At 34.4% G+C, this 23600-nt stretch carries 26 protein-coding genes; 9 read left to right on the forward strand and 17 right to left on the reverse strand.

Annotated features, from left to right (window positions below; all coding sequences use genetic code 11):
• The first annotated feature begins 78 nt into the window (after nt 1–78).
• Nucleotides 79–636 (forward strand): GNAT family N-acetyltransferase, encoded by a 558-nt coding sequence (locus BUE10_RS01970; RefSeq protein ID WP_073481752.1) that lies wholly within the window; start codon nt 79–81, stop codon nt 634–636.
• Nucleotides 637–734: 98 nt separating this feature from the next.
• On the opposite strand, the gene BUE10_RS01975 is transcribed toward BUE10_RS01970, so the two are convergent.
• The 4 genes from BUE10_RS01975 to BUE10_RS01990 form a co-directional block, all read right to left on the reverse strand.
• Nucleotides 735–1187, reverse strand: coding sequence for a hypothetical protein (locus BUE10_RS01975; protein WP_053470390.1), 453 nt, complete (start codon nt 1185–1187; stop codon nt 735–737).
• A gap of 108 nt (nt 1188–1295) precedes the next feature.
• A complete protein-coding gene (locus BUE10_RS01980; RefSeq protein WP_234984696.1) occupies nt 1296–1943 on the reverse strand; it encodes a hypothetical protein in 648 nt (215 codons plus the stop codon).
• Nucleotides 1944–2204: 261 nt separating this feature from the next.
• Nucleotides 2205–2426, reverse strand: coding sequence for a hypothetical protein (locus BUE10_RS01985; protein ID WP_073481755.1), 222 nt, complete (start codon nt 2424–2426; stop codon nt 2205–2207).
• Between the two features lie 72 nt (nt 2427–2498).
• Entirely contained in the window at nt 2499–3152 is a 654-nt protein-coding gene (locus BUE10_RS01990; protein WP_073481758.1) for a GNAT family protein, read from the reverse strand.
• A 451-nt stretch (nt 3153–3603) separates the two neighbouring features.
• Between BUE10_RS01990 and BUE10_RS01995 the strand changes: the two genes are divergently transcribed.
• The 3 genes from BUE10_RS01995 (at nt 3604) to BUE10_RS02005 (ending at nt 5720) form a co-directional block, all read left to right on the forward strand.
• Complete coding sequence (locus tag BUE10_RS01995) at nt 3604–4212, forward strand: Crp/Fnr family transcriptional regulator (protein ID WP_073481761.1); 609 nt, start codon at nt 3604–3606, stop codon at nt 4210–4212.
• A 116-nt stretch (nt 4213–4328) separates the two neighbouring features.
• Nucleotides 4329–4928, forward strand: a complete 600-nt coding sequence (locus tag BUE10_RS02000) for an NADPH-dependent F420 reductase (RefSeq protein ID WP_073481762.1) — start codon at nt 4329–4331, stop codon at nt 4926–4928.
• Nucleotides 4929–4973: 45 nt separating this feature from the next.
• Entirely contained in the window at nt 4974–5720 is a 747-nt protein-coding gene (locus tag BUE10_RS02005) for an SDR family oxidoreductase (protein WP_073481765.1), read from the forward strand.
• Nucleotides 5721–5818: 98 nt separating this feature from the next.
• Here the strand turns inward: BUE10_RS02005 and BUE10_RS24185 are convergent, their stop codons facing one another.
• The 3 genes from BUE10_RS24185 to BUE10_RS02015 all read right to left on the reverse strand — a co-directional run bounded on the left by BUE10_RS24185 (nt 5819) and on the right by BUE10_RS02015 (nt 8104).
• Complete coding sequence (locus tag BUE10_RS24185) at nt 5819–5932, reverse strand: helix-turn-helix domain-containing protein (protein ID WP_234984697.1); 114 nt, start codon at nt 5930–5932, stop codon at nt 5819–5821.
• A gap of 84 nt (nt 5933–6016) precedes the next feature.
• Nucleotides 6017–6397, reverse strand: coding sequence for a Crp/Fnr family transcriptional regulator (locus BUE10_RS02010; RefSeq protein ID WP_234984698.1), 381 nt, complete (start codon nt 6395–6397; stop codon nt 6017–6019).
• Nucleotides 6398–6469: 72 nt separating this feature from the next.
• The gene (locus BUE10_RS02015) at nt 6470–8104 is read right to left on the reverse strand and encodes an NADP-dependent glyceraldehyde-3-phosphate dehydrogenase (protein ID WP_073481768.1); all 1635 of its coding nucleotides are present in this window, start codon (nt 8102–8104) and stop codon (nt 6470–6472) included.
• 355 nt (nt 8105–8459) lie between these two features.
• Between BUE10_RS02015 and BUE10_RS02020 the strand changes: the two genes are divergently transcribed.
• The 3 genes from BUE10_RS02020 to BUE10_RS02030 all read left to right on the forward strand — a co-directional run bounded on the left by BUE10_RS02020 (nt 8460) and on the right by BUE10_RS02030 (nt 12022).
• Nucleotides 8460–9899, forward strand: coding sequence for an FAD-dependent oxidoreductase (locus tag BUE10_RS02020; protein ID WP_073481770.1), 1440 nt, complete (start codon nt 8460–8462; stop codon nt 9897–9899).
• A gap of 114 nt (nt 9900–10013) precedes the next feature.
• Nucleotides 10014–10793 (forward strand): bestrophin-like domain, encoded by a 780-nt coding sequence (locus BUE10_RS02025; protein WP_073481773.1) that lies wholly within the window; start codon nt 10014–10016, stop codon nt 10791–10793.
• A gap of 134 nt (nt 10794–10927) precedes the next feature.
• On the forward strand, nt 10928–12022 hold the full coding sequence (locus BUE10_RS02030; RefSeq protein WP_073481776.1) for an acyltransferase family protein: 1095 nt from the start codon (nt 10928–10930) through the stop codon (nt 12020–12022).
• Between the two features lie 38 nt (nt 12023–12060).
• Here the strand turns inward: BUE10_RS02030 and BUE10_RS02035 are convergent, their stop codons facing one another.
• The 10 genes from BUE10_RS02035 to BUE10_RS02080 all read right to left on the reverse strand — a co-directional run bounded on the left by BUE10_RS02035 (nt 12061) and on the right by BUE10_RS02080 (nt 21628).
• Nucleotides 12061–12780, reverse strand: a complete 720-nt coding sequence (locus BUE10_RS02035; RefSeq protein WP_073481779.1) for a hypothetical protein — start codon at nt 12778–12780, stop codon at nt 12061–12063.
• A 45-nt stretch (nt 12781–12825) separates the two neighbouring features.
• A complete protein-coding gene (locus BUE10_RS02040) occupies nt 12826–13050 on the reverse strand; it encodes a DUF2798 domain-containing protein (RefSeq protein WP_073481781.1) in 225 nt (74 codons plus the stop codon).
• Between the two features lie 55 nt (nt 13051–13105).
• On the reverse strand, nt 13106–14392 hold the full coding sequence (locus BUE10_RS02045; protein ID WP_073481784.1) for an epoxide hydrolase family protein: 1287 nt from the start codon (nt 14390–14392) through the stop codon (nt 13106–13108).
• Between the two features lie 14 nt (nt 14393–14406).
• A complete protein-coding gene (locus tag BUE10_RS02050; protein ID WP_073481787.1) occupies nt 14407–15405 on the reverse strand; it encodes a nitrilase-related carbon-nitrogen hydrolase in 999 nt (332 codons plus the stop codon).
• 122 nt (nt 15406–15527) lie between these two features.
• Nucleotides 15528–15956 (reverse strand): Ohr family peroxiredoxin, encoded by a 429-nt coding sequence (locus BUE10_RS02055; RefSeq protein WP_073481788.1) that lies wholly within the window; start codon nt 15954–15956, stop codon nt 15528–15530.
• A 473-nt stretch (nt 15957–16429) separates the two neighbouring features.
• Nucleotides 16430–17269 carry a DUF4249 domain-containing protein gene (locus BUE10_RS02060; RefSeq protein ID WP_073483002.1) on the reverse strand — a complete coding sequence of 280 codons (840 nt, stop codon included), beginning with the start codon at nt 17267–17269 and terminating at the stop codon, nt 16430–16432.
• Between the two features lie 5 nt (nt 17270–17274).
• Complete coding sequence (locus BUE10_RS02065; RefSeq protein ID WP_073481791.1) at nt 17275–19887, reverse strand: TonB-dependent receptor; 2613 nt, start codon at nt 19885–19887, stop codon at nt 17275–17277.
• Between the two features lie 102 nt (nt 19888–19989).
• Nucleotides 19990–20838, reverse strand: coding sequence for a FecR family protein (locus BUE10_RS02070; protein WP_073481794.1), 849 nt, complete (start codon nt 20836–20838; stop codon nt 19990–19992).
• A 12-nt stretch (nt 20839–20850) separates the two neighbouring features.
• Nucleotides 20851–21060, reverse strand: a complete 210-nt coding sequence (locus BUE10_RS02075; protein WP_073481796.1) for a hypothetical protein — start codon at nt 21058–21060, stop codon at nt 20851–20853.
• Nucleotides 21061–21106: 46 nt separating this feature from the next.
• Nucleotides 21107–21628: an RNA polymerase sigma factor gene (locus BUE10_RS02080; protein WP_073481799.1), complete on the reverse strand. Its 522-nt coding sequence runs from the start codon at nt 21626–21628 to the stop codon at nt 21107–21109.
• A gap of 507 nt (nt 21629–22135) precedes the next feature.
• On the opposite strand from BUE10_RS02080, the gene BUE10_RS02085 reads away from it, so the two are divergent.
• Together BUE10_RS02085 and BUE10_RS02090 are read left to right on the forward strand one after the other, a co-directional pair.
• Entirely contained in the window at nt 22136–22687 is a 552-nt protein-coding gene (locus BUE10_RS02085; protein WP_073481802.1) for a hypothetical protein, read from the forward strand.
• Nucleotides 22688–22690: 3 nt separating this feature from the next.
• On the forward strand, nt 22691–23599 hold the full coding sequence (locus BUE10_RS02090; protein WP_073481804.1) for a phytanoyl-CoA dioxygenase family protein: 909 nt from the start codon (nt 22691–22693) through the stop codon (nt 23597–23599).
• The last annotated feature ends 1 nt before the right edge of the window (nt 23600 follow it).

Below are 23600 nucleotides of genomic sequence, written 5' to 3' on the forward strand. Positions count from 1 at the left end.
TTTTTCAATTTGTAAATTCAATGAAATTGGTCTACTTTCATTTAACCAAAATTCATTTTTAAAACTTTAGATAACTAAATGACCGATAAACCTTTACATATAGAAACTGCACAGCTTATTATTCGACATTTAACATTATCTGACTTATCAGACTTTATTATCTATCGTTCCAATCCAGAAGTCACAAAATATCAGGGTTTTGATGTTATGACAATAGAACAGGCAGAAGATTTTATTAAAGATAATTCCAATAAATATTTTGGTAAAGCCGGAGAATGGGTACAATACGGAATTGAAAATCGCGCAACTGGAAAACTTATTGGTGACTGCGCCATTAAACTTGACAAATATGATCCAAGAATTGCCGAAATAGGAATTACTATTTCGCATTTGGAACAACAAAAGGGTTATGCTAAAGAAGTTCTTTTGGGGATTTTGGCATTTTTGTTTGATGAAATAAAAATACATCGTGTAGTCGAAATAGTTGATGCAGAAAATATTGCTTCAATTAATCTGCTAAAAAGCATTGATTTCAGGCAAGAAGGACATTTTATTGAAAATATTTTTTTTAAAGGAAAATGGGGAAGCGAATTTCAATATGCAATGCTTAAAAAAGAATGGGACGATAAAAAGTAGTTCTTCAATTTTAAGATTTTAATTTAAAAACAGCATAAAAAAAACTCCAAAATCAAATGACTTTGGAGTTTTTAAGTTTTTACAAACTTGTATGTTTGTTACATTTCGTTCAAGTCGTTGAATTCGTGTAAAGATTTTAATGTGTTTTCGTAGAATAAAATTGCTGCGATAAGGTTTCCTTTATCAGAGTAAGGCATCATTTTTCTTTGAAACTCTACTGTGGTATCTAAGAAAGTAGAAGTTCCAATTGCTTGGTTATCTAAGATTTTTTTGTGGTCTCCATCGTCTGGAATACCTAAATCTGCCATAGTAACTCCTGGTTTTGTAACCAAAGCGATGTAAGGAAGAGTTTTTACTAAAACTTTAATACGCTCGATGTACAATTCTAAAAGTTCACCTTTTTGCATACCGCTTAATTCTTTTTGATCGTGGTATTTACGAATTAAGGCTGTTGTACTGATGATACTTCTTGGGGCATTTTTTGCTTGTGCCATGATAGCGCCAGTCGTCAAGAAGAAAAGGGCACATAATAGTATAATTTTGCTCTTCATTTTATAGATGTAAATTAGTTGTTGGTTGTGACAAAAATATATAAATTAAGTTAAATCACAACTTATTTCATTTCTTTTTTTTAGAAAACTTTAACAATGAGTATTATATCATTCAATTTCGTCGTCGTAACTCAGCGTATCTTTAGGAATTTCGGCTATTTGATGGCTGTTTCTTATATCGTCTGGCGACTTAATAATTCTAAATCTTCCCGGATATTTTATCCAAATACTCTTTTTATTGCCGTAATAATCCATAAATTCTTCACAAACAAACACGGCATGTGCTGTTGACCAAGCCACAACACCGCAAAATTCATTTCCGGATTGTCGCTTTAATTTTTGAATTTGCTTGCCTTTTTCGAATCCCAGATATTTATAAATAGTTGGTGTATACACTTCACCATCTTCTAAATCTTCTAATGCTTTATCAAAAGTGGCATCCTTATCAATAATCTGTTTGTATTTTGCCATTACTGCGTAGGCCAGTATTGCATAATCTGTAATGGCTTCGGCCTCACAATTATCTTTAATAAGAACAAACCCTGCAGAAAATCTGGCTTTATCAAGTTCAGCGCTTTTTAGATTAAAGGAAGCATTATTTTTTAGTATAATTTTTTGCTCGTTGTCGCTTATTTTTTGAGTTACAAAAAGATTGTCTAATCCATAAATATTTAAAGCGGCTTTGATTAAAGCAATCGATGAGCAGTTGGTGCGTTCTCCTTGTTTAAAGCTTTCCCATATTTGATCTGAGCTCAATTGAGAGTAACAATTTGAATAACCGAATATTAAAAATAAAAATATTGAGGTAACGGATTTCATTGTCTTTGGCTTTTATAATTGTTTCCAAAAAACTAATTTTTAGAAATTATAGATTTGCAAATCTATAAAAATCAACCCATAGTTTTTTTTACTTCGCAAAATTTATTAACAATTATAAACTGCTCTCTAGTTGAATACTTAGCAAAGTATTGTCATTATTGTTTTCAACAACTAAAATTAATTCAAAATAAAAACGTCTCAAATAGGAATTTGAGACGTTTTAAAATTATTTTTTTCTTCGTTATTCAACTTATCGTCAAAATCAGGTTCTTTATCTTTAAATTTATGAGTATCAACATCATATTTTTCATCGTTTGTTAAAACTTCATCATGATCTTTATATTGATGTTTTCTCATGTCACTTCGATTATCAGAACCACTCTTTGGAATGTTATTCGGATTTGGATTTTTTGTGTTCATAACTCTAATTTTTAAATTTTATTAAAATTACTTAAACTCAAAATCAAACACTTATATAATCATTTTTAAAAGTTATAGGATATTTTGTTTCTTCGGATCAAATAACATTGCTGTACATAAACAGTTTTTTCTTTCCTTATTCAGTAATATGGGGCAATTGACACAGGATTTACAGTTTTCCCAAAAAACCTCATCGGTAGTTAATTCGGAATAAGTAACAGGTTCAAAACCGAGTTCGTGGTTCATTTTCATTACTGCCAAACCTGTTGTAAGACTAAAAATACTGGCTTCGGGATATTTTTGACGGCTTAATTCAAAAATTTTTCTTTTAATGTTTTTAGCAAGTCCCGTATGTCTGAATTCAGGAGCCACTATTAATCCGGAATTTGAAACATAACGGCCATTATCCCAAGAAGAAATAAAAGAAAAACCTGCCCATCTTCCGTCTAATGCAAAAGCAATAACAGCTTCACCCTTTTCTATTTTTTCCTTAAGAAGTTCTGGTGACCGTCCGGAAATACCAGTTCCCCGGGCTAAAGCAGATGATAATGTCATGTCACAAATTTCCTGTACCCAAAAAATATGATCAGAATTGGCAGTTTCAACCCAAAATTCAATTGGATCTTCAGGGTTTTGATTATGGCAGAATAAGTTGGTTTTATCTAAAATGGAGGCAGACAGAAAATCTTTGTCTGAAAAATCTACGGGCGGTTCTTGGGTTTTCATATTTGATTTATCGCATTTTAATTTAGTAATAAAGCGTAATTCTATAATTCAAACACGTTTTCCAAATTAGAGACCAATTGTAACATTATAATTCCCTTTTAAACATTAAATACTGTTTATCAACAATTTACACAAAACAACAAAACAGTACAGCTAATCCATATACCTATCAAAATGATACGTTTTTATCATTTTGATTAACACATCATAATTTAATTTTCTTCCTGATATAGATCGATTTACGAACAAGCTGCCAAATTTTATTTAATCTTCTATTGCTTTAAAAGCAAAGTTATCTTATAGCACTCATGGTCACTTACAAAGTTCTTGTTTCTAACTTTGGAAAACATTGATATATAATATCAAACAAATTGACTTTAATCAAGATTTTTAGCTCTTAAATTATCTTTTTTTGAAGTAACTTAGCTCATCAAAAAGTCTGCATACGATTATGAAAAATACTGAGGAAACTCAAAATAGCGCTTTCGAATTTTTTAAAACCTATATTAATAGTAAAGTCACTATTTCTGATAGTGATTTTGAAAAGATTCGTGAAGTTGGAAAAATTAAAAAACTGCGCAAAAAACAATATTTGCTTCAGGAAGGCGATCTTTGGCAGCATTATGCTTTTGTATGTTCCGGCTGTCTGCGAACGTATACTGTAGACGAAAAAAGTGCCGAACATATTATAAAATTCTCTATTGAAAACTGGTGGGCGGGCGATCGCGAAGCTTTACTAAATATCACGCCATCTAAATATAATATTGACGCTCTCGAAGAATCAATTTTGATAATGATCAAAAGAGAAGATATGGATAACTTATTTATTGCGATTCCTGAATTTCTCTCGATGATTAATAATCTTATAAACAGAACGTATATCGCGGCACAAAACAGAGTAAATGATGCGATGACGTTTAGTACAGAAGAACGATACAATCAGTTTATTCAAAAATTTCCTGATATTTTTAATCGCGTTCCCCTGCATATGATTGCTTCTTATTTGGGCGTTTCCGCCGAAAGATTAAGCAGAATCAGAAGTTTATCTGCCAAAAAATAACAAAAGCCTTGACCTATGTCAAGGCTTTTTTGCTTTAAAGGTCATTGGTCTGCCCCTCGCTCCTGCTATAACTTTGTCTTATTAAAATCAATATCAACAATATAATAATAAACGATATGAAAATAGGAATTATAGGAGCCGGAGCTATAGGTTTAGCTTTTGCTCAAAGAGCAGCTCAATCCGGACATGAAGTTTTTATCAGCAACAGCCGTGGAGCAGATTCATTAAAAGATACAGCACAAAGAATAGGTAATAATGTAAAAGCAGTCAGCAAACAAGAAGCTGCAGAAGCTGATATTATTTTGCTTTCTATTCCGTGGCAAAAACTGGAAGATTCCATTCAGGATTTACCAGATATGACAGGAAAAATTATTCTTGATGCCAACAATCCCATTATTAATCCTGGATTTATTCTTCCTGATTTGGGCGGAAAAACTTCAAGCGAAATCGTGGCTTCACTTTTACCAAATGCACATATTGTAAAAGCATTCAATACTTTACAGCCTGCGGTGATTGGACCAAATAATAAAAATAGTGCCAGAACTGTCATCTTTTATTCTGGCGACAATTCAAAAGCTAAAAACAGCGTCAAAGTACTTTTAGAAACCTTAAACTTTTCTGGAGTTGATCTTGGAAGCTTGGTTCGCGGCGGCGCCATGCAGCAATTTCCAGGCGGACCGCTTGCGGGACTGCATTTATTAAACACTTCAAATTAAAACAATTAATACATTAATAAAATTCACAAATTAAAAAATTAGATCATGGAAAAATTAGCAAATAAAGTAGCATTAGTAACTGGTGGAAGTCGTGGAATTGGTGCTGCAATCGTAAAAAAATTAGCAGCAGATGGAGCTGCTGTAGCTTTTACTTATGTAAGTTCTGAAGAAAAAGCACAGGCATTAGCCAATGAAATTATAAATAACGGCGGTAAAGCATTTGCCATAAAAGCAAACAGCGGAGATCCTGTTTCTGTTAAAAATGCGGTAGACCAAACAGCAGAAAAATTTGGAAAATTAAACATTTTAGTAAACAGCGCCGGAGTTTCTGTTTACAGCGTTGTGGACAATGCAGATGAAACACTGGATGCTTTAAAAGAATTACATGCTGTAAATACGGCTGGAGTTGCTGCAGGTGTAAGAGCTGCAACTAAATATTTAGGAGAAGGCGGACGCATCATCAACATTGGTTCTACGTTTGCAGACCGTTTACCATTTGCTGGATTTGCAGATTATGCGGCTTCAAAAGCTGCTCTTGCTGCTTATTCAAGAGGTTGGGCTTGGGATTTAGGAAAAAAAGGAATTACGGTAAACACAATTCATCCTGGGCCAACAGCTACAGATATGAATCCTGATAATACTGATTTCTCAGATGTTGTAAAAGCAAGCGTAGCTTTAGGTCGTTATGCTGATCCTTCTGAAATTGCAAATGTGGTTGCATTTATCGCAAGTCCTGAAGCTTCTTTTGTAACCGGAACAACCATCACAGTTGACGGCGGACAAAACGCATAATTCAGTTTAATTCAAATAAAAAAGGTTAGAAAACAATGTTTTCTAACCTTTTTGTATTCAGATTAATAATTAACCATTCACAATTATCAATTATCAACTCATTTCTTCAAAGTCTGCTTTCGAATCCTGCTTAAAGTTTCAGGCGTTATTCCCAAATAAGAGGCGACCATATGCTGCGGAACTCTTAAGGCAATATGAGCCTGTTTTTCCATAAAGTTTTTATACTTTTCTTCGGCAGAATGGCTGATACTGCTGTTAATTCTGTTTTGACTTGCGCCAAAGCTTCTTTCGATAATCTAGTTTACCAAATCCTGAAATTGAGGAATACTTTTGTTAAGCATTGCAAAATTATCTTTGCTGATTAATAATACTTCGCTGTCTTCAATCGCATCTATATTAAAACGTAAAGGCGTTCCGTTTAGAAGGCTTTCCCGGTCTCCTATCCACCAATTTTCAATCGCAAAATTAATAATATGCTCGTTTGATTTATCATTTACGCTATACGTTCGCAAACAGCCTCTTGTAATAAAAGCATTAAAACGCCAGATATCGCCTTCCTGAAGCAGGTATTGATTTTTTCTAAGTTTACGTACAACGGTAACTTCCCGAATCATTTCTAATTCTTCATCACTCAATTGTATCTGATTCAGTAAATATTTGGAAAAAACTTCAAACATATCTTGGGTATAAAAACTTTAAAAAGCTAATTTTTCTAGCTAAACAAAGATAATACAATTGCTCACTTTCCATTAAAATATATAATCGGTACTTAAAAAGTTAGAATCGTGATCTCTTACAATCGAATTGAACAATTTCTTATTGGCATCTGTAGCTTTGGTAGCAACAAGTGAACGAATTGAAAACGAACGCAATGCATCAGATATGGATAAAGTTCCTTCTGCGCTGTCTTTTCTTCCGGTAAACGGAAAAACGTCTGGTCCGCGTTGTGATTGGCAGTTGATATTTACTCGGCTTACCAAATTCACAAACGGATCAATTAAATTGGCCACTTCTCTCGAATCTTCACTAAAAATACTCACCTGCATTCCGTGCGACGCGTTGATTTGGTAATTAATGGGTTCATCTATAGAATCAAAAGGAACAACCGGAATAATTGGGCCAAATTGTTCTTCGTGATACAATTTCATTTTATCGTTTACAGGATAAACGACAGACGGAAATACAAATGAATTATTGGTATAGCCTCCGTTTTCATTTATAATTTTTGCTCCGTTTGCCAATGCATCATCCAGGCAATTTTTAAGATAAGCCGGTTTATCAAATTCCGGAAGCGGTGTAATTTTTACGTCTTTATCCCAAGGAAGTCCCGGTTTTAAGGCGGCGACAGCTTCACTCAATTTTTGGACAAATTCATCGGCAACATCTTTCTGTACAAAAATTAATTTTAATGCCGTACAGCGCTGTCCATTAAAAGATAATGCGCCCAGTAAACATTCATTTACAGCCACATTTATGTCGGCGTGTTTGGTTACAATGGCCGCATTTTTAGCATCAAGACTTAAAATAGAACGCAGTCTGTTCGCTTTTGGGTGTAGTTTCTTTAATCCATTTGCTACATTACTTGATCCAATAAAAGCCAGTACATTTACTTTTCCGCTTTCCATTAATGGAGAAATAATCTCTGCTCCTCGTCCATAAAGTGTATTTACCGTTCCCGGAGGAAATGCTTCTTTAAAGGCATTCAATAAAGGATAATGTGCTAAAACGCCATGTTTAGGCAGTTTAAATAAAATGGTATTTCCCATTATTAAGGCCGGAATCAGCGTGGTAAAAATTTCATTTAAAGGATAATTAAATGGTCCCATACTTAAAACAACGCCCAGAGAAGATCGTCTAACTTGTGCCAAAACACCTTCTGCTTCTTCAAATCGTGAAGATTGTCTGTCCAGATCTTTTAAGGCATCAATTGTAGCGTTGATGTATTCTACGGTTCGGTCAAATTCTTTGGTTGAATCAGGAAGACTTTTTCCAATTTCCCACATCAAAAGTTTGATCACCAGTTCACGCTGCTGAATCATTAAATACACAAATTTCTGCATGCATTTAATTCTGTCTTCAACGCTCATTGTTGGCCAAACGCCTTGTCCGTCGTCGTAAGCTGCAACCGCTGCGTCTAACGATTCTAATGCTTCTTTGGCAGAAGTATGCGGAATTGTTCCAACGAGTTTGCGTTTAAGTCCGTCTGCTCCATTTACAAAAACGGGAGAAAAAACTTCTGTAACGTCTCCGTTCCATGGAACTAATTTACCATTTAAGAGATATTCTCTTTGATGAATTTCTGAAATCTGATATTCTTGGGGGATTAGATTTTCTTCTGTAAAAAGGCCGTCAATAGCCGTTAGGGATGCTTTTAAATTTTCCATATACAAATGTTTAATTGGTAATTAAAATTCTAATAAAATTCGTTTTTGGTTTTAACTTATTTCCCTAACAAATTAAGGAATGTTAAACAGAACTATGTTAAAATTCTGTTATCAGTTTCAATTGATAAGCAATGAGTATACCTTTCTTGTAAAACCAAAGAATTCAAGACATTATAGCTATAGAAAAAATCTTATTTATTTTATTTCGCTAATTTGGTATTGAAAATTATTGATATTTAAAAAATAAGATAGCGATTGTACTTCAATAAAAAATTGAATTTGTGTATATACTAATTTCGCTCTAAATTTGCCCATTCTAAATTTGGTACAAAAATTTAGTTTTAAACAAACGAATATGTGGACTACTTGCCAGGAATGTCAGGGTCGCGGTAAAAAAAGTCGAAGGCTTAGTAAAAAAGTACGGCTTAATTACCAAATGGCATTCGAAGAATTTGAAAAAACACAAGGCAATGGAACTCCTCCTGTTCGTCCTAAGGCTAACTTATACAAATGTTTGAACTGCAACGGATCTGGATTAATCCAATCAGCCAGTTATCCCGAACCAGATACAGAAAATTACCCTCATGTTGCTATTATTGGTGCCGGAATTGGCGGAGCTGCACTTGCTGTGGCCTGCTTACACCGCGGAATTCCTTTTACTATTTATGAGCGTGATAACAACTTCTCTGCCCGATCTCAGGGCTACGGACTTACTTTGCAGCAAGCCAGTAAAGCGATTGAAGGATTAGGTATTTTTTCATTAAAAGATGGCGTAGTTTCTACGCGACATTTGGTTCATACTCCAGAAGGAAAAGTGGTTGGCGAATGGGGAATTAGAAAATGGCTGCAGACTGATGCTAAAGTAGCTGCAAAACGTTCTAATGTGCATATCGCAAGACAATCGCTGCGTTTGGAATTACTGGAACAACTTGGCGGACATGATGTTGTAAAATGGGGACATCAATTAATTGATTTTAAAGAATGTGAGGATGAAAGTCTCGACATAAACTTTTTGGCAAATGGTGAAATAAAAAGCACCAAAGCTGATCTTATTGTGGGTGCCGATGGTATTCGCAGTTCGGTGCGAAAGCTTTTAATTGGCGATACTATTACACCTTTACGTTATTTGGATTGTATCGTGATATTGGGGATTTGCCCTTTGAGCGCGCTTGAAAGTGTTAATAGTTCTTTACTGGATTCGGCAACTGTATTTCAAACCGCAAATGGCAATGAACGAATCTATATCATGCCGTATACTTCAGATTCTGTGATGTGGCAATTGAGTTTTCCAATGTCCGAAGAAAAAGCAAAATCTTTAAGTGCTCAAGGACCTTTAGCTTTAAAAGAAGAAGCCTGCCGCAGAACACAATGGCACGATCCTATTCCGCAGATTTTAGAGGCAACTTTAGCCGCTCAGATTTCGGGTTATCCTGTTTATGACCGTCAATTACTCGATTCTGAATTATTAGATAAAGGAGGTTCATCAACATTAATTGGAGATGCAGCACATCCAATGAGTCCGTTTAAAGGACAAGGTGCCAATCAAGCTTTGCTGGATGCATTGTCGCTTGCCAGAGCCATTGCAAAAGGATGTAAACCTTTATCACAATGGAGAAAATCAGGAATTAGGAAAAGTGTATTAACGGAGTTTGAAGCAGAAATGTTAGAACGCAGCGCAGCTAAAGTAAAAGATTCTGCCGATGCCGCACAATTTTTACATTCTGAAATTGTCCTTCATGAAGGTGATGAACCCAGAGGGCGATGTTTGAAAAAAAAAAGAAGCCTGATAGACTAACTGCAAATTATAACTTACTGCATCATAATTAAATCCTACATTTTTTTCTTTATATTTGAGAGTCTTTTTCTGTTAATTCAGTCATTTCATTATTTCTAAAAAACCGTTAATCGTATGGATACAGATATTCTCTATCAAACTGAAGCGTGGGTAATTGCGCTGTTACTTTTTGTTTTAATGCTTATTTCAAGCTTTATCGGAAAAATTGCAGGAAATCATATTCGAAAGAAAAAGTCTAAAGAAGAAAAAACGACAGAAACATCTTCACTTATTGCATTGCTTTTTTTCTTACTGGCATTTACATTTAGCATGAGCAGTGATCGTTACGATTCCCGAAGAAAAATTGTGGTTGAGGAAGCCAATATCGTTGGTACAGCAATATTGAGAAGTGATTTATATCCTGATTCAACCCGAACATTGTTCCGAAAAGATTTTAAGGATTATGTAGAAACAAGAATTTCATACTATGAAGTGGGGCCTGATGTAAAAGGAATTTTAAAGGCCGATAGTTTATCCCAAGTTATTTCTTCGAAACTATGGAAACGTGCAACTAAACTGTCTAAAGATCCGGCTAATCTTGCCGCAACACAGCAAATGATTCCTGCACTTAACGATTTGATTGATGTTACTACTTCCCGCCTATCTGGAGAAAAAGCAAAAGTTCCTGAAAGCATTTTAGTCATGCTGTTTTTTCTGTCTATGATAATTGCGTTCTATAGCGGATATTCTGAAGGGCTTAAAGGCAAAATTGACTGGCTGGTTCAAATTGGTTTTTGTCTTTTAGTATCGTTAGTTATTTTATTTACACTCGATTTAGACAGACCCCGCAGAGGTTTTGTAAATCTTGACGTACCCAACCAAACCATAATTGATTTGAGGAAAAATTTTGAGTAATTTTTTCTAACAATTATCATCATTTTTTTGTCTTTTTCTGGTTACTTGGCAAGCTAATTTTATATATCTTGCCATGTAAGCAAATTATATGCTTTGTCGACGCCTTTAATTTAATATGACCGGATATACATACAATGAATACGAATACTATTACCGAATCAAACCTGCAAACCAAGCAACATTTTGAAATTCTCGACGGACTAAGAGGCATTGCTGCCATTGCTGTTGTCATTTTTCATTTTATGGAATGGGTTTTTACTCATCCTACTCAAAATTTTATTGGACATGGATTTTTAGCGGTCGATTTTTTCTTCTGTCTTTCAGGATTTGTAATTGGGTATGCTTATGACGATCGCATAGCAAAAATGGGGCTTCGTAAGTTTTTTATATCGAGAATTATTAGGCTTCATCCGCTCGTTATTATAGGATCTATATTAGGTTTGCTGGCCTTTTTGTTCGACCCTTTTGGCGGTCATCCTGAATTGTACAGTACTGGAAAAATCGTTCTAACTTTTATCTGTTCCCTATTTCTTATTCCGCTGCCTGTAATTGCTGACCGCGGTTTCAATTTGTTCAGTTTTAATGCTCCGGCCTGGTCGCTGTTTTGGGAATATATGGCAAACATTGTGTATGCTTTTGTATTGTACCGTATTGGCCGGCTTTATCTTCAAATTCTAACGATTCTGGCTGCTGCGGCTATTTGTTATGTGGCTTATAATTCAGATAATTTACTGGGAGGCTGGAGCGGTCCAACATTTTGGGACGGCTGTGCAAGAATCTCCTATTCGTTTTTAGTGGGTTTGCTTATTTATCGCTGCAACTGGGTTATTAAAAACAAACTCGGTTTTATCAGCCTGACTATATTTTTGCTTATGGCTTTTTTAATGCCGTCTTCAGAATGGAACTGGTTGTCAGAAACTTTGGTTGTATTGTTTTATTTTCCTTTGTTAATCGCTTTCGGAGCTGGCGCAAAGTTGACGCCAAACCTTAAAAAAATCTGCGTATTTTCCGGAAAGATTTCTTATCCATTGTACATGACGCATTATGCCGCATTGTGGATGTTTGGCAATTATTATACTTCTCATAAACCAGATACTTTACAGCTGACGATAATTACTATTTCGGGAACAATTTTGTTAATCGCATTTGCGTATCTGGTAATGGTGTTTTATGATATTCCGCTTCGAAAATATTTGAGTGATAAATGGAATGGCAAAGCTGTTAAATAGTTTTCTTCCAATAAACAATTCTAAATAAATTCAGGCCATCATTTTAATACTATCTCGCTTAAATCTATAGATACTAAAAGAGGCTCAGGAAGAACTGAATTGTCTTCTAATCTAATATATACTCTTCTTTTTGTTGGAATTTTTATGCCTTGCACTTCTATATAATCTGACAAATAATGTGCTGCGGCTGCTCCGGCAGAGATATCTACATTATAATCGTGTCTTTTAATGAGTCCTTCTTTATCAATATAAAATGTTTGTACACCGCTGTGTGCAGCAACTTCATCAGGAAAGGTTACTTCTAGTCTTCTGTATAATTCTCCATTTTCATTCCAAGGTTCTAACTCCGTAACTTTGTAATCGGGATTTTTAAAAATAAATGGAAGATTAAAATAAGTCCACATCGCATAACCTGCAAAATAAGCCAGTTGAAGTTGTGTCCATGGAGTTTCTAAAACATGATTTGAAAAGGAATCTCTCGGTGCAGACATTTCTTCAATTATTTCTCCATTTTTTTTCTGAATTGCTATTCTTCCGGGCTCAAATGAAGTTGACCAATCTTCGTTTATAAATGGATAGTGTGATGTCATCTGTTTTCGTGTATTTGATGTGACATAAATATCCTGCATTACGCCCGACTGCTGTTTTAAATCCCAAAGAACTCCTCCGCATAAAAGCCTTGCTGTAATGCTTTCAAACTTGTTCCAATTTTCGATGCCTCCGTGGGCATTTATCGTGTATTCTAATAAGTTTTCCATAATCTTTTAATTAATTATTATTTAATGATTGTAACCGAGTCTATTTTATTTTTTTTGTTCTTTCTTAAATAAATAAGAAGCAAATTGCTGCACTTTAGGGCCAATGAAAAAGATAACAGGAACTATGATCGTATATGCCATACCCCATGATTTAAGCCATATTCCTAAAAAATTTCCTTTATAACCTACATTAATACTTATTAATATGAAGGATATAATACCTGTTGTAATGAATCCCATTAAAAAGGCTGTAATAATTCTTTGTTTCATAACTAAAAATAATTCAAAAAAGGGCAGCCAATAAATTAGCTGCCTTTCTTACTATTTAACGTAATGATTTAAATGCTGCACGAACTTCCTGTGCAAACAACTGTGGCTGTTCCCAAGCTGCAAAATGTCCGCCTCTGTCTACTTCATTAAAATAAATTAAGTTTTTATAAGCACGACGCGCCCAGGTTTCTGGTGATGCATAAACATCTTTAGGAAACGTTGTAACTGCAACAGGAATAGTAATATTTTCAGACTTCATTAAACCTGCACTAATAATACTCATGTTTCTGTTTTCCCAATAAATTTGTGCCGCAGAAGAAGCCGAATTGGTTAACCAGTACAATGAAATATCATCCAGTACCTGATCTTTTGTTGGCAATTGTTTTGCATCACTGCCATAAGACCAATCTGCAAATCCCGGATGCAGGAAAATCCATGATGCAAGTCCTACCGGTGAATCATTTATACCGTAACTTACTCCTTGAGGTCTTCCCTCCATTGTTGTTTTATAAATAAAACCGCCGCTTTTGATTGCATTATTCAGCTGTTGAAAAGCTGCACTTTCTTTTTCAGAGAAACCTGCCGGTACTGTATTTCCTCCCAAAGCCATTGCCGCTTCGTTTGGCAGTGTTGCCGGTAAATTACTGTGAATACCAAGAAGTCCTTTTGGTGCCATTAATGCCATTGAATGAACAATTCCTGCGCCCCAATCTCCTCCTTGTGCTACGTAACGTTTGTACCCAAGTCTGTCCATAAGAACAATCCAGGCTTTTGCAATGCGGTCATTATTCCAGCCTTCTGCTGTTGGTTTACCAGAAAAACCAAAACCGGGTAAAGAAGGTATAATGACATCAAAAGCATCTTCTGCTTTACCGCCATAAGCTGCTGGGTTGGTCAATGGTTCAATCACGCCCATAAATTCAAATACAGAACCCGGCCAGCCATGACTTAAAATTAACGGCATAGCATTTTTATTTTTTGATTTTATATGAATAAAGTGAATATCAATACCGTCAATTTTAGTGATAAATTGTGGATACGAATTCAATTTAGCTTCTGCTTTTCTCCAATCGTAACTGGTTCCCCAATATTTTGCAAGCTCCTGCATCTTAACCAGCTTTGCTCCTTGTGATGCATCATTTACTAATTCTTTCTCAGGCCATTTTGCAGCCATAATACGCTGACGAAGATCTTTAATCGCGGCATCAGAAATTTGTACTTTAAAAGGCCTGATGCTCTCATCATTCTTTACATTTGATTTGTCTTGTGCTTCGGCAAACGTAAATTGCATTATTAATAATCCTGAAAATACTATTCGGATTATATCATTTATTCTTCTCATTTTTCTTTTTATTATTATTCTGTTATAATCTGTGTTTCTGAAATTGTTGATCCAGATAATTTATATTCGTGAACGTGTGAAGCCGGAGTACGGTCTATCCTTAAACTAATTAGTTCGGGGCGGCTGTAGTGGCCGCTGGCATCCATTAATCGCTTACGGGCATCTATTTGTGTAAAATCGATATCAGCAATTACTTCGCCTTCTCCAGATCTTAAAGCTTCTCCAATAATTTGCCCGTCGGGACCAATTATTGCCGTAAAACATCCTCCAGAAATTGGACCAATAGGACCGCCTGTATCTTTTGCAATCTGTTCTTGTTGTTCGGTATCAAGCCAGCCTGTTGCGCAAACAACAAAGCAGGCAGATTCAAGAGCATGCTGGCGTACATTTATTTCTGTCTGCTCGCTGAATAAAGGTCCAAAAATAGATCCCGGATACATTGCTGAGTGAATTTGTTCTCCATCAGCTATAAGCGCATATCGAAACAACGGGTTGTAATGTTCCCAACAAGCAAGCTGTCCTATGCGTCCAACTGTACTATCAATTGCCTGCAAACCTGATGCATCTCCCTGACCCCAAAGCATTTTTTCGTGATAAGTTGGGGTTAATTTACGGCGGCGTTGTATAAGTGTTCCATCTGCATCAAAAAGCAATTGTGTATTATAAATTGTTCCTCCATCTCGTTCGTTAACACCAATGGAAACAACCATGTTGGCTTCTTTAGCCGCTTTTCCTATAGCATCTGTATCTGCAGAAGGCACAATAATGGACTCATCTAATAGTTTTTGATGTTCTTTTCCCATTGTATAGGGTGCCTGAATAAATGAGAAATAAGGATAATACGGAATTATCGTTTCTGGAAAAGTAGCAAATTGAACTCCTTGTTTTCCAAGTTCCTGTATTTTATTGACTACTTTTTCAACGGTTCCTTTTTTACTGTATAGAACCGGACTGATTTGTACGGCGGCAACTTTTACAATTTTGCTGTCTGCCGTATTATTTGAATTTTTCATTTTAAAAATATTACGTTAATAATATTTGGGGCTGATGATAACCATCAGTCTTTTCAAAAATATATCTTACGTTATTTGATAGTAAACTGATGGTTTTTAAGCTTAATTTTTGAAACTTTTATTTATAAAATATTGGTTTCAACTTTTATACCTCCTGTTAGCGCTTTAGAATAAGGACAGATAAGGTGTGAAGCTTCTGCAATTGCTTTTGCTGTTTCGCGTTCTATTCCCGGAAGGGTAATATTAAGTCGTGCCTGTAAAGTGTATCCTTCTGTTTCAGACAATACCAAATCTATTTCGGTATGAATACTTGAGTCTGCCGGAAGTTTTAAATTTAGACTTGCTGCAGATTTGCTCATTGCTCCTAAAAAACATGCTGACCATCCTGCTGCAAGCAGTTGTTCTGGATTAGTACCTTCTCCTTTTGCTCCCGGCGAAGTAAGTTTAATATCTAAACGTCCATCTGAGCTTTTTGAAAAGCCTTCGCGCCCACCTGTAGTTACTGTTGATCCACTGTAAACCACTTTTCCTTGTTGAATTGAATTTTCCATTTGATTAAAAAAATTTAGTTATAAATATGAAATCATTTCTAATTTCCTGGTCAAAGGTAGAATAGGTATACATCCTTAGAAATTACAAACAATGCGAATCGTGCAAAATAAACCCTGAAGTGGACATTTGTAAATGTGAAAAATTTACTGAGCTGTTTTATTCAATGAATAGGTAAAACCATTCTTTATTAAAAAATAAACACAGGCAGATTTGAAAAGATTAAGCTGATGTAATCTAAGGTGTTAAAGGGGCTTTTTACAGAAAGGGCAGCTAATAGTTTTGCAACTATAAAAGTTCGATGTATTAATACTTTGTATATTAATAAATGTGTGGGGATATTTTTTTATAAAGTTACTAAATAACACCTATAATGATCTGGTTATCAGAAACAAAATAAGAATATAAAAGAACATCTGACACTAAATTTCTTTAATGCCAGATGCTCGCATACAAATCAACCTAATTAAAATCTTTATTTTACCACATAGGAAACTTTATCTGCTTCACAAAGCCTAAAATAACCAAAGGCAAAATTATTGGCATCGGTAGTGTTTACAATGTTTCCGCGGATATTGCCCGGAGGAATTGAAAACGGGCTTCCGCCATATATTTCTAAAAGTAAATTCATATAGTTGTAAAAGTTTTTAGAAATACCGCGATTTGTAATATCAACTGTATTTCCTGCTTTCATATCTTTATGATTGAACCTATTACTTATTTCATTTCCGTTAAAGAAATCATCATCTGTAAGGTCATATTCCGGGTAAATCAGGAAACTGCTTTTAAAATCTGAAAGATAATAGTTCACCTGATCGGCAGGGTCTTTATAATAAAAAGTTAGTTCTATTATATCCTTTCCGTCAAAATCAGGAACAGTCTCCTGCTCTACTCTTTCAATAGGTGTTACAGAAGTCAGCTTTTCAGTAGCGGTAAGACTCTGACCTTCTGCTTGTACATAAAGTGTATAATCTGCATTTAGAACCGGAACAAAATTAGTACACACATAAATACCCGGTTCTGTTTCATTAAAAGTAAAAACAGTTCCGGTACTGTTTTCAACTCTTACCTGTGCTCCCGAAACTTTTGGTGTTGTATTATTGTAATACGGAGCTGTTTTACTAATTTTTATAGTTTGCTCGTTACCAGCGGTTCCTTTAAACCATAAAATCTCAGCATCGACAACTATTCTTGTCTGTCCTGTTTCTAAATCAAGATTTACTACATCTTCACAAGATGACAAAAACAGCACACAAAATAAGCTGAATAAAACTAGTGCTTTACTTTTAAAATTATATTTATTAATCCTTTGCATACTCATTAAAATTTAAAATTATAAGAAATTCCAGGTACTACTCCAAAAATTGAAAGTCTTCTGGTTTCATTCGCTCCCGTGTCTTCATTTGTTGCAAACGTCATAGATGCTGCATTTTTTCTGTTGTAAACATTATAAAGACTGAATACCCAATAGCTTTGCCATCCTTTCTTTTTATCTGGTTTAGGCGTGTAAGTTGCTGCCAAATCTAAATGGTGAAAAAGCGGCAGCCTGTTTTCATTTCGAAGTGAAAAGTTTGGGATATTGATTCCGCCAAATTCATAATAGCCATTTGCATATGTTACCGGCTGGCCAGACTGTAGGGTGAAATTCGCATTAAATGACCATTTTGGGTTGTATTCATAACTTCCTACAATGTTCAGATTATGCAGTTTATCATATCCTGATAAATACCAGTCACCATTTGCAATTCCAGGTTCATCAGGAGTTCTTCCCGGTGTTTTTTGTTCTGCTCTTGATAAGGTGTATGAAACCCATCCTGTAAAATTTCCTGTATTTTTTCTAAATGATAATTCCATACCGTATGATCTGGCTTTACCATTTAAGATAACTTGTTCGATATTGTTATTAGCCAATATATCGGCACCGTCGATGTAATCAATACGATTTTGGATCTTCTTATAAAATAACTCTCCTTCAAAAGAATAATCGCCGTCTTTAAAATTTCTAAAATATCCGGCCGCATATTGATCCAGCAATTGTGGTTTTGTAAACGGGCCGCTTGGTGTCCAGATACTTGTAGGCAATGGCGATTGTGTATTAGATAAAATATGAATATACTGCGCCATTCTGTTATAACTTGCTTTTACAGAAGCATCATCACTAAAAGCATACGATAATGCCACACGCGGTTCAAGGTTATCAAAACTGCTTATTTTATCTCCTTTTCCGTATGTTATAGATCCTGTTGGAGTGCCTTCCTGATAAATATGATACAACGGATTAAATACTACTGCTTTTCCATCTTGATATGTATTGATCGTTTCATTACCTAAACGGTAAAACAAACTATAACGAAGTCCGTAACGAAGGTTTAATTTTGGAGTGATTTGATTTTCAAAATCAAGATAAGCAGACGTTTCTAACGAATATTTTTTATCCAGCTGTTTGTAATTAAAGTCCGAATCTAAACTTGTAGGCTGTACTGTTCCCGGATTAAAATTATAATACTGACCGTCGATTCCGTAGTTTAATTTAAACTTATCCGTTACAATATGATTCCAACCATACTTAAGTCCGTAAGTTCGAATATTATTATTCCAGTCAAAATCTTCCTGCTGCAAGCCAAGGTTAAACTTATAATCGCTGTAGAAAACAGCTAAATTCGTATTCAGATTTTCAGAAAATTTATGTTTCCAGCTTAAAATTCCCATCGTGTTTCCGTAAGTACTCGAAAAACGGTCATTTATATCAAAAACATCATTTCCAAGATATCCAGAAAAAGCAAGTGAATTATTAGCTCCCAATCTATAATTGAACTTAGCATTGATATCATAAAACATAGCCGAGTTATTATTATCAGCCAGTTTTAAAAATAAATGTGCATAAGAGGCACGACCTGCAATAAGAAACGAACCAACATCTTTTTTTATTGGTCCCTGCACTAAAAGACGGCTTGAGATTAAACCAATTCCTCCGTTAACCTTGTAATTTTCAAAATCTCCGGTTTGCTGCGTTACATCCAAAACAGATGATACACGTCCGCCAAATTTAGACGGAATTCCACCTTTATATAAGTCTAGTCCGTTTACAACATCGGCATTAAAAATAGAGAAAAATCCAAACATATGTGAGTCACCGTATACCGGCGCACCATCCAGCAGAATTAAATTTTGATCTGCAGCACCACCACGCACGTTAAAACCAGAAGAAGCTTCTCCTGCATTTGTAACTCCCGGCAGTGTTAATAGTGATTTTAAAGGATCAGGCTCACCCATTGCAACAGGAATACGCTTAATTTCTGCCATCGAAAGTTTGTTTACACTCATTTGAGTATTCCTTACATCAACAGCTTTACTATTAGTTACAATTACCTGCTCTAACTCCTGACTGTCTGATTCCATGTTAAATTTTATTCTTTCATCACTATCAACTGCAATCTGTCTTTCTTTGTTTTTTAAACCCACATAACTTACAACAAGATTGTAAATACCTCTGTCCAGATCTATGCTAAATGTTCCATTAATATCTGTTGTAACACCGGTAGAAAGTTCTATGATGAAAACATTCGCTCCTATTACGGGTTCTTTGTTTTCATCAAGAACCTGTCCTGTCAGTTTATTTTTTTTTTTAGCCGTTTTTACAGCTTTTTGTTTTACAAAAATATTACTGCCTACAATCGAAAATTGAATCGATGTGTTTTTATTTAATTCATTAATAAGCTGTTTGATTTCGATATTATTGTACACGCTTTTTTGCGTAAAATATCTTTGGCTTGTATTAATTTGATCTGTAAAGGCAAATTTAAAATCAGATTGATTTTCAATTTGTTTAAAGAATTCCTTTAATGTTACCGTTTGATCTACAGTTACTGTTACGTTTTGAGAAAAAACCCCCCAACTGAATAAAAAAAAGCACGCTGAAATTATATGCTTCATGAAATTTTGTATTTTTGAATATTATTAAATGGAATAGTTTTATACTATCCTGACTATAGGAAGGATGTTTTTAGTTTCGCGGCTAGTGCATCCTTTTCTTTTCTATTGAAAAGTAACTTGTTTTAATTTTTCATTTACTTCATAGTTTAGGTTATACATTTCTGATATTAATTGGATAATCGTATTTAAATCTTCTTTTTTATTGATACGAACCGTGATTCGCTGATTCTCGTATTCCTGCGGCATAATTACTTTATAACTGTAATTTGATTCAATATAAGTGCTTACATCTGTTAGCTTTTGATTGTCAAAATCTATAAATCTGTTGAATTCTGTAACCGATGGAGTTTGGTTTCCGTATGTGAATTTTTCGCCCGGTTTTAGTATCCATTTTCCCTCCAGATCTTTTACATTCATCTGAACACTTCCTTCATAAAGTTCAACCGTTACTCCTTTTTGAGTATATCCTTTTACTGTAAAAGAAGTTCCTAAAACAGTAGTTGTTGTTTCGTTACAAAATACCTGAAACGGATGTTTTTTATCTTTTGTTACCTTAAAATAAACTTCTCCCGAAACTTCAACTTTTCTGTTTGCAGCAAAATTACTGGCATACGCAATTTTAGAATTCGGACTCAACTCTACTCTTGAACTATCAGGCAAGACTGCTGTTTTTATTATCGAAGTTGTATTTTCAATTACATTTTCGGTAAGTTGAATATTATTGCTTACAGGATTGCTGCCATTAAAATAAAGTCCTGTCCCAATAAGAACAAAAATTAAAACAGCCGCTGCTGCCGTAAAATAACGCCAAGAGTTATTTTTTTGCTTTTTTGGAGAAAATGCCTTTGCCTGGAATTGTTCCCAAGACATCTCTTTTTCATGATCAGAATGTGAAACAGGGATTTTGTCCCATATTTTTTTCAATTCTTCTTCTATTTTCTTTTCGTCCATGTCTTTAGAGCGTTAAAGTTTTTTACAATAAAATCCTTGTTTATTAAAAACACCATACACCATTTCTTTAATCTCTCTGTTTGTTTCGATTTTTAAAATATGATTACTATCATCTACCTCAAAATTCATTGAACAGTCAGAAATGATAAACCGAAGAAGCACTACAATAAAGGTTGCATCTTCCTTGGTTTTAACATCAGTTTTATAAGATTCAATATGCATTTTTTGTTTCTGTTTATTAGTATAACAAACGAAAACAAAAAAGTTCCTAATGATCTTCGATTTTTTTTCGAATAAATTTACTGGCAAGGTAAATATGATTGGCAATTGTTTTTTCAGAAAGGTCTGTCATTGCCGCAATCTCCTTATAGCTAAGGTTTTCCAGTTTGTGTAAAGTAAATATTTTTTGCTGCTGCTCCGGAAGTAAATTTATGAAAGCATACAGTTTTTCTTTTCTTTCTTCGAAAATTACGTCATCATAATCTTCATTTTCGATTTCAAACTCCGAAGTGTTGAGCTGAATTATTTTATTTTCCCTGTTAACGTGATTGATGATAATGTTCTTGCAGATAACAAACAGCTGTTTGTCAAATAAAACATCTTCGTTTAATAATTCTCTTTTATTATAAAGTCTTAAAAAGGTTTCCTGAACAAAATCCTGAGGCGTAAGGACTGTAAAATTAAAACGTCTGGCAATACCAATAAGTTTATCGTAGTAATTTAGGTAAGCTTCTTTGAAAGAAGCCTCATTACCTTTTTTTAAACTTAATATAAACTTTTTATTGTCCATAACGTAAATATGATCCTTAGTCTTAACTCAATGTTCAAAATAATATTGTACACGAATTTTTACAGTAAAGACTGTATTTATTATTTATAACTGCAAAGAACAGAAATTTATTCTAAAATTATTTAACAGAAAAAATATAGTTTTAAACAAGAGGTTATGAAATTGGATGTTTTCTGTTAAATTATACTTAAATAACCGTAAACCGAATTGAAATCCGTCTTTACAATTATTTTTAAACTGGATTGAAATCCAGCCCTACAATATAATCCGTTCCTTCGGAACTCATATGGATGGCGATTAAATTTTTAACGGATTAAAATCCGCTGCTACAATATAATTTATTCCTTCTAAATTTTAAAAAAGAACCTCAAAAAACACAGCATTTTTTTGTTTTTTCACCTACAAAAAACACAAAAACAGGTATTTATACTTAAGAAAAATAAAATTTAATAGCTTAAATTTGAATAGGAATTACGTATAAGCAGGTTTAACTAAATATCACACAATATGAAAACAAACCCAAATCAATCTGTAAAAAACTTAAATAGTAATGATTTAGCTTATTCTGCAAAAATCTCAACTCCCAACGGAGAAAAAGATATCCAATCCTTTCAAATAGGAGATTCAATTTTAGCCTTTTCGGCAAAATTAGAATCGGGTACAGTTAAACTGACAGCCTCTCAGGCAAAAGTTTCGTTTAGCAATGATATCGAATGCGGAAAACAAACCCGCATGATTTATTTGAATTTGATGGATCCACAAGGTTCATCAAAAAATATTACCTGCAGCGCAGATCAGCTTTTTTTACTTAGCAACGGAAAATATGCACCGGCTTCGCAATTACATCCGGGGCAAGAACTTGTAAATAAAGAAGGCAATCCCATCCATATAAAATCTGTTAAAGCAGGTTCTTTTCGAGGCTGTATTCATAGTATTTCGACAAATGCAGCGTTTGGCGACATTCCGAATGGGCATTTATTCGTGGCAAATGACATTATAATGGGAGATTTTTCGTTTCAACTGTATTTTGACAATCTTCCTGACGAGTTTAAACAATAAAATATGCCCTGGAATATTCTTGAAAATTTATGGAACCGCACCATAAATACATCTCATGTTATAACTGATTCGCAATGGGATCAGGAAATTAAAACCTTGTACCAATTAGGCATCAGTATGGAAGATACGGTACAATTTTTATATTTTGAAAAACCTGATTTTGAAACTTTTAAAGTCTGGATCAACCATCAAAAGAAAAACGAAAATACTGTCGCAAATGCTGTAAACAATGTACTCTCAAAACAAGATCTTAAGTTTTGGAATAAAAATGGTTATGTAATCGTAAAAAATGCCGTTTCAAAAAAAAACTGCGAAGATACGGTTAAGGCCATTTGGAATTATTTAGAAATGGATTCTGATAAAAGCGAAACCTGGTATACAAGACATAAAGATCAAAAAGGTTTAATGCTTAATTTCTCAGATCACGAAACATTAAATAAAAACCGTTTTTCGCCAAGAATAAAAAAAGCATACGAACAGCTTTATAATTCCGCCAAAATTTATAAAACGATTGATAAAGTCAGTTTTAATCCGCCTGAAACTAACAATTTTACTTTTTTAGGAAGTCCGCTGCATTGGGATATTAGTTTGAAACAGCCCATTACTTTTGGGTTTCAGGGGTTGCTCTATCTTACAGACTGCAGTATTGATGACGGCGCTTTTCATTGCGTTCCGGGATTTCATAATAAAATAAATAACTGGCTCGATAGTCTTGAGCCAAATGAAAATCCAAGAAACAAAGCCATTGAAACCTTAAAACCAGAACCTATAACAGGCAATGCAGGCGATTTTATAATTTGGAACAATACTTTACCGCATTGCGCATCACCTAACAAAGGCTTAAGCCCAAGAATGGTGCAATATCTTACCTATCTGCCAGACGATTATGATGCATCTGGAGAATGGATTTGAT

This window comes from Flavobacterium sp. CF108 (genome assembly GCF_900129795.1).
Taxonomy (GTDB): domain Bacteria; phylum Bacteroidota; class Bacteroidia; order Flavobacteriales; family Flavobacteriaceae; genus Flavobacterium.

Bases quoted from the DNA above. Each gene is read 5' to 3' on its own strand.
- BUE10_RS01970 (WP_073481752.1), top strand. From the start codon at position 79: ATGACCGATAAACCTTTACATATAGAAACTGCACAGCTTATTATTCGA.
- BUE10_RS01975 (WP_053470390.1), bottom strand. From the start codon at position 1,187: ATGAAGAGCAAAATTATACTATTATGTGCCCTTTTCTTCTTGACGACT.
- BUE10_RS01985 (WP_073481755.1), bottom strand. From the start codon at position 2,426: ATGAACACAAAAAATCCAAATCCGAATAACATTCCAAAGAGTGGTTCT.
- BUE10_RS01990 (WP_073481758.1), bottom strand. From the start codon at position 3,152: ATGAAAACCCAAGAACCGCCCGTAGATTTTTCAGACAAAGATTTTCTG.
- BUE10_RS01995 (WP_073481761.1), top strand. From the start codon at position 3,604: ATGAAAAATACTGAGGAAACTCAAAATAGCGCTTTCGAATTTTTTAAA.
- BUE10_RS02000 (WP_073481762.1), top strand. From the start codon at position 4,329: ATGAAAATAGGAATTATAGGAGCCGGAGCTATAGGTTTAGCTTTTGCT.
- BUE10_RS02005 (WP_073481765.1), top strand. From the start codon at position 4,974: ATGGAAAAATTAGCAAATAAAGTAGCATTAGTAACTGGTGGAAGTCGT.
- BUE10_RS24185 (WP_234984697.1), bottom strand. From the start codon at position 5,932: ATGGAAAAACAGGCTCATATTGCCTTAAGAGTTCCGCAGCATATGGTC.
- BUE10_RS02010 (WP_234984698.1), bottom strand. From the start codon at position 6,397: ATGTTTGAAGTTTTTTCCAAATATTTACTGAATCAGATACAATTGAGT.
- BUE10_RS02015 (WP_073481768.1), bottom strand. From the start codon at position 8,104: ATGGAAAATTTAAAAGCATCCCTAACGGCTATTGACGGCCTTTTTACA.
- BUE10_RS02020 (WP_073481770.1), top strand. From the start codon at position 8,460: ATGTGGACTACTTGCCAGGAATGTCAGGGTCGCGGTAAAAAAAGTCGA.
- BUE10_RS02025 (WP_073481773.1), top strand. From the start codon at position 10,014: ATGGATACAGATATTCTCTATCAAACTGAAGCGTGGGTAATTGCGCTG.
- BUE10_RS02030 (WP_073481776.1), top strand. From the start codon at position 10,928: ATGAATACGAATACTATTACCGAATCAAACCTGCAAACCAAGCAACAT.
- BUE10_RS02035 (WP_073481779.1), bottom strand. From the start codon at position 12,780: ATGGAAAACTTATTAGAATACACGATAAATGCCCACGGAGGCATCGAA.
- BUE10_RS02040 (WP_073481781.1), bottom strand. From the start codon at position 13,050: ATGAAACAAAGAATTATTACAGCCTTTTTAATGGGATTCATTACAACA.
- BUE10_RS02045 (WP_073481784.1), bottom strand. From the start codon at position 14,392: ATGAGAAGAATAAATGATATAATCCGAATAGTATTTTCAGGATTATTA.
- BUE10_RS02050 (WP_073481787.1), bottom strand. From the start codon at position 15,405: ATGAAAAATTCAAATAATACGGCAGACAGCAAAATTGTAAAAGTTGCC.
- BUE10_RS02055 (WP_073481788.1), bottom strand. From the start codon at position 15,956: ATGGAAAATTCAATTCAACAAGGAAAAGTGGTTTACAGTGGATCAACA.
- BUE10_RS02060 (WP_073483002.1), bottom strand. From the start codon at position 17,269: ATGCAAAGGATTAATAAATATAATTTTAAAAGTAAAGCACTAGTTTTA.
- BUE10_RS02065 (WP_073481791.1), bottom strand. From the start codon at position 19,887: ATGAAGCATATAATTTCAGCGTGCTTTTTTTTATTCAGTTGGGGGGTT.
- BUE10_RS02070 (WP_073481794.1), bottom strand. From the start codon at position 20,838: ATGGACGAAAAGAAAATAGAAGAAGAATTGAAAAAAATATGGGACAAA.
- BUE10_RS02075 (WP_073481796.1), bottom strand. From the start codon at position 21,060: ATGCATATTGAATCTTATAAAACTGATGTTAAAACCAAGGAAGATGCA.
- BUE10_RS02080 (WP_073481799.1), bottom strand. From the start codon at position 21,628: ATGGACAATAAAAAGTTTATATTAAGTTTAAAAAAAGGTAATGAGGCT.
- BUE10_RS02085 (WP_073481802.1), top strand. From the start codon at position 22,136: ATGAAAACAAACCCAAATCAATCTGTAAAAAACTTAAATAGTAATGAT.
- BUE10_RS02090 (WP_073481804.1), top strand. From the start codon at position 22,691: ATGCCCTGGAATATTCTTGAAAATTTATGGAACCGCACCATAAATACA.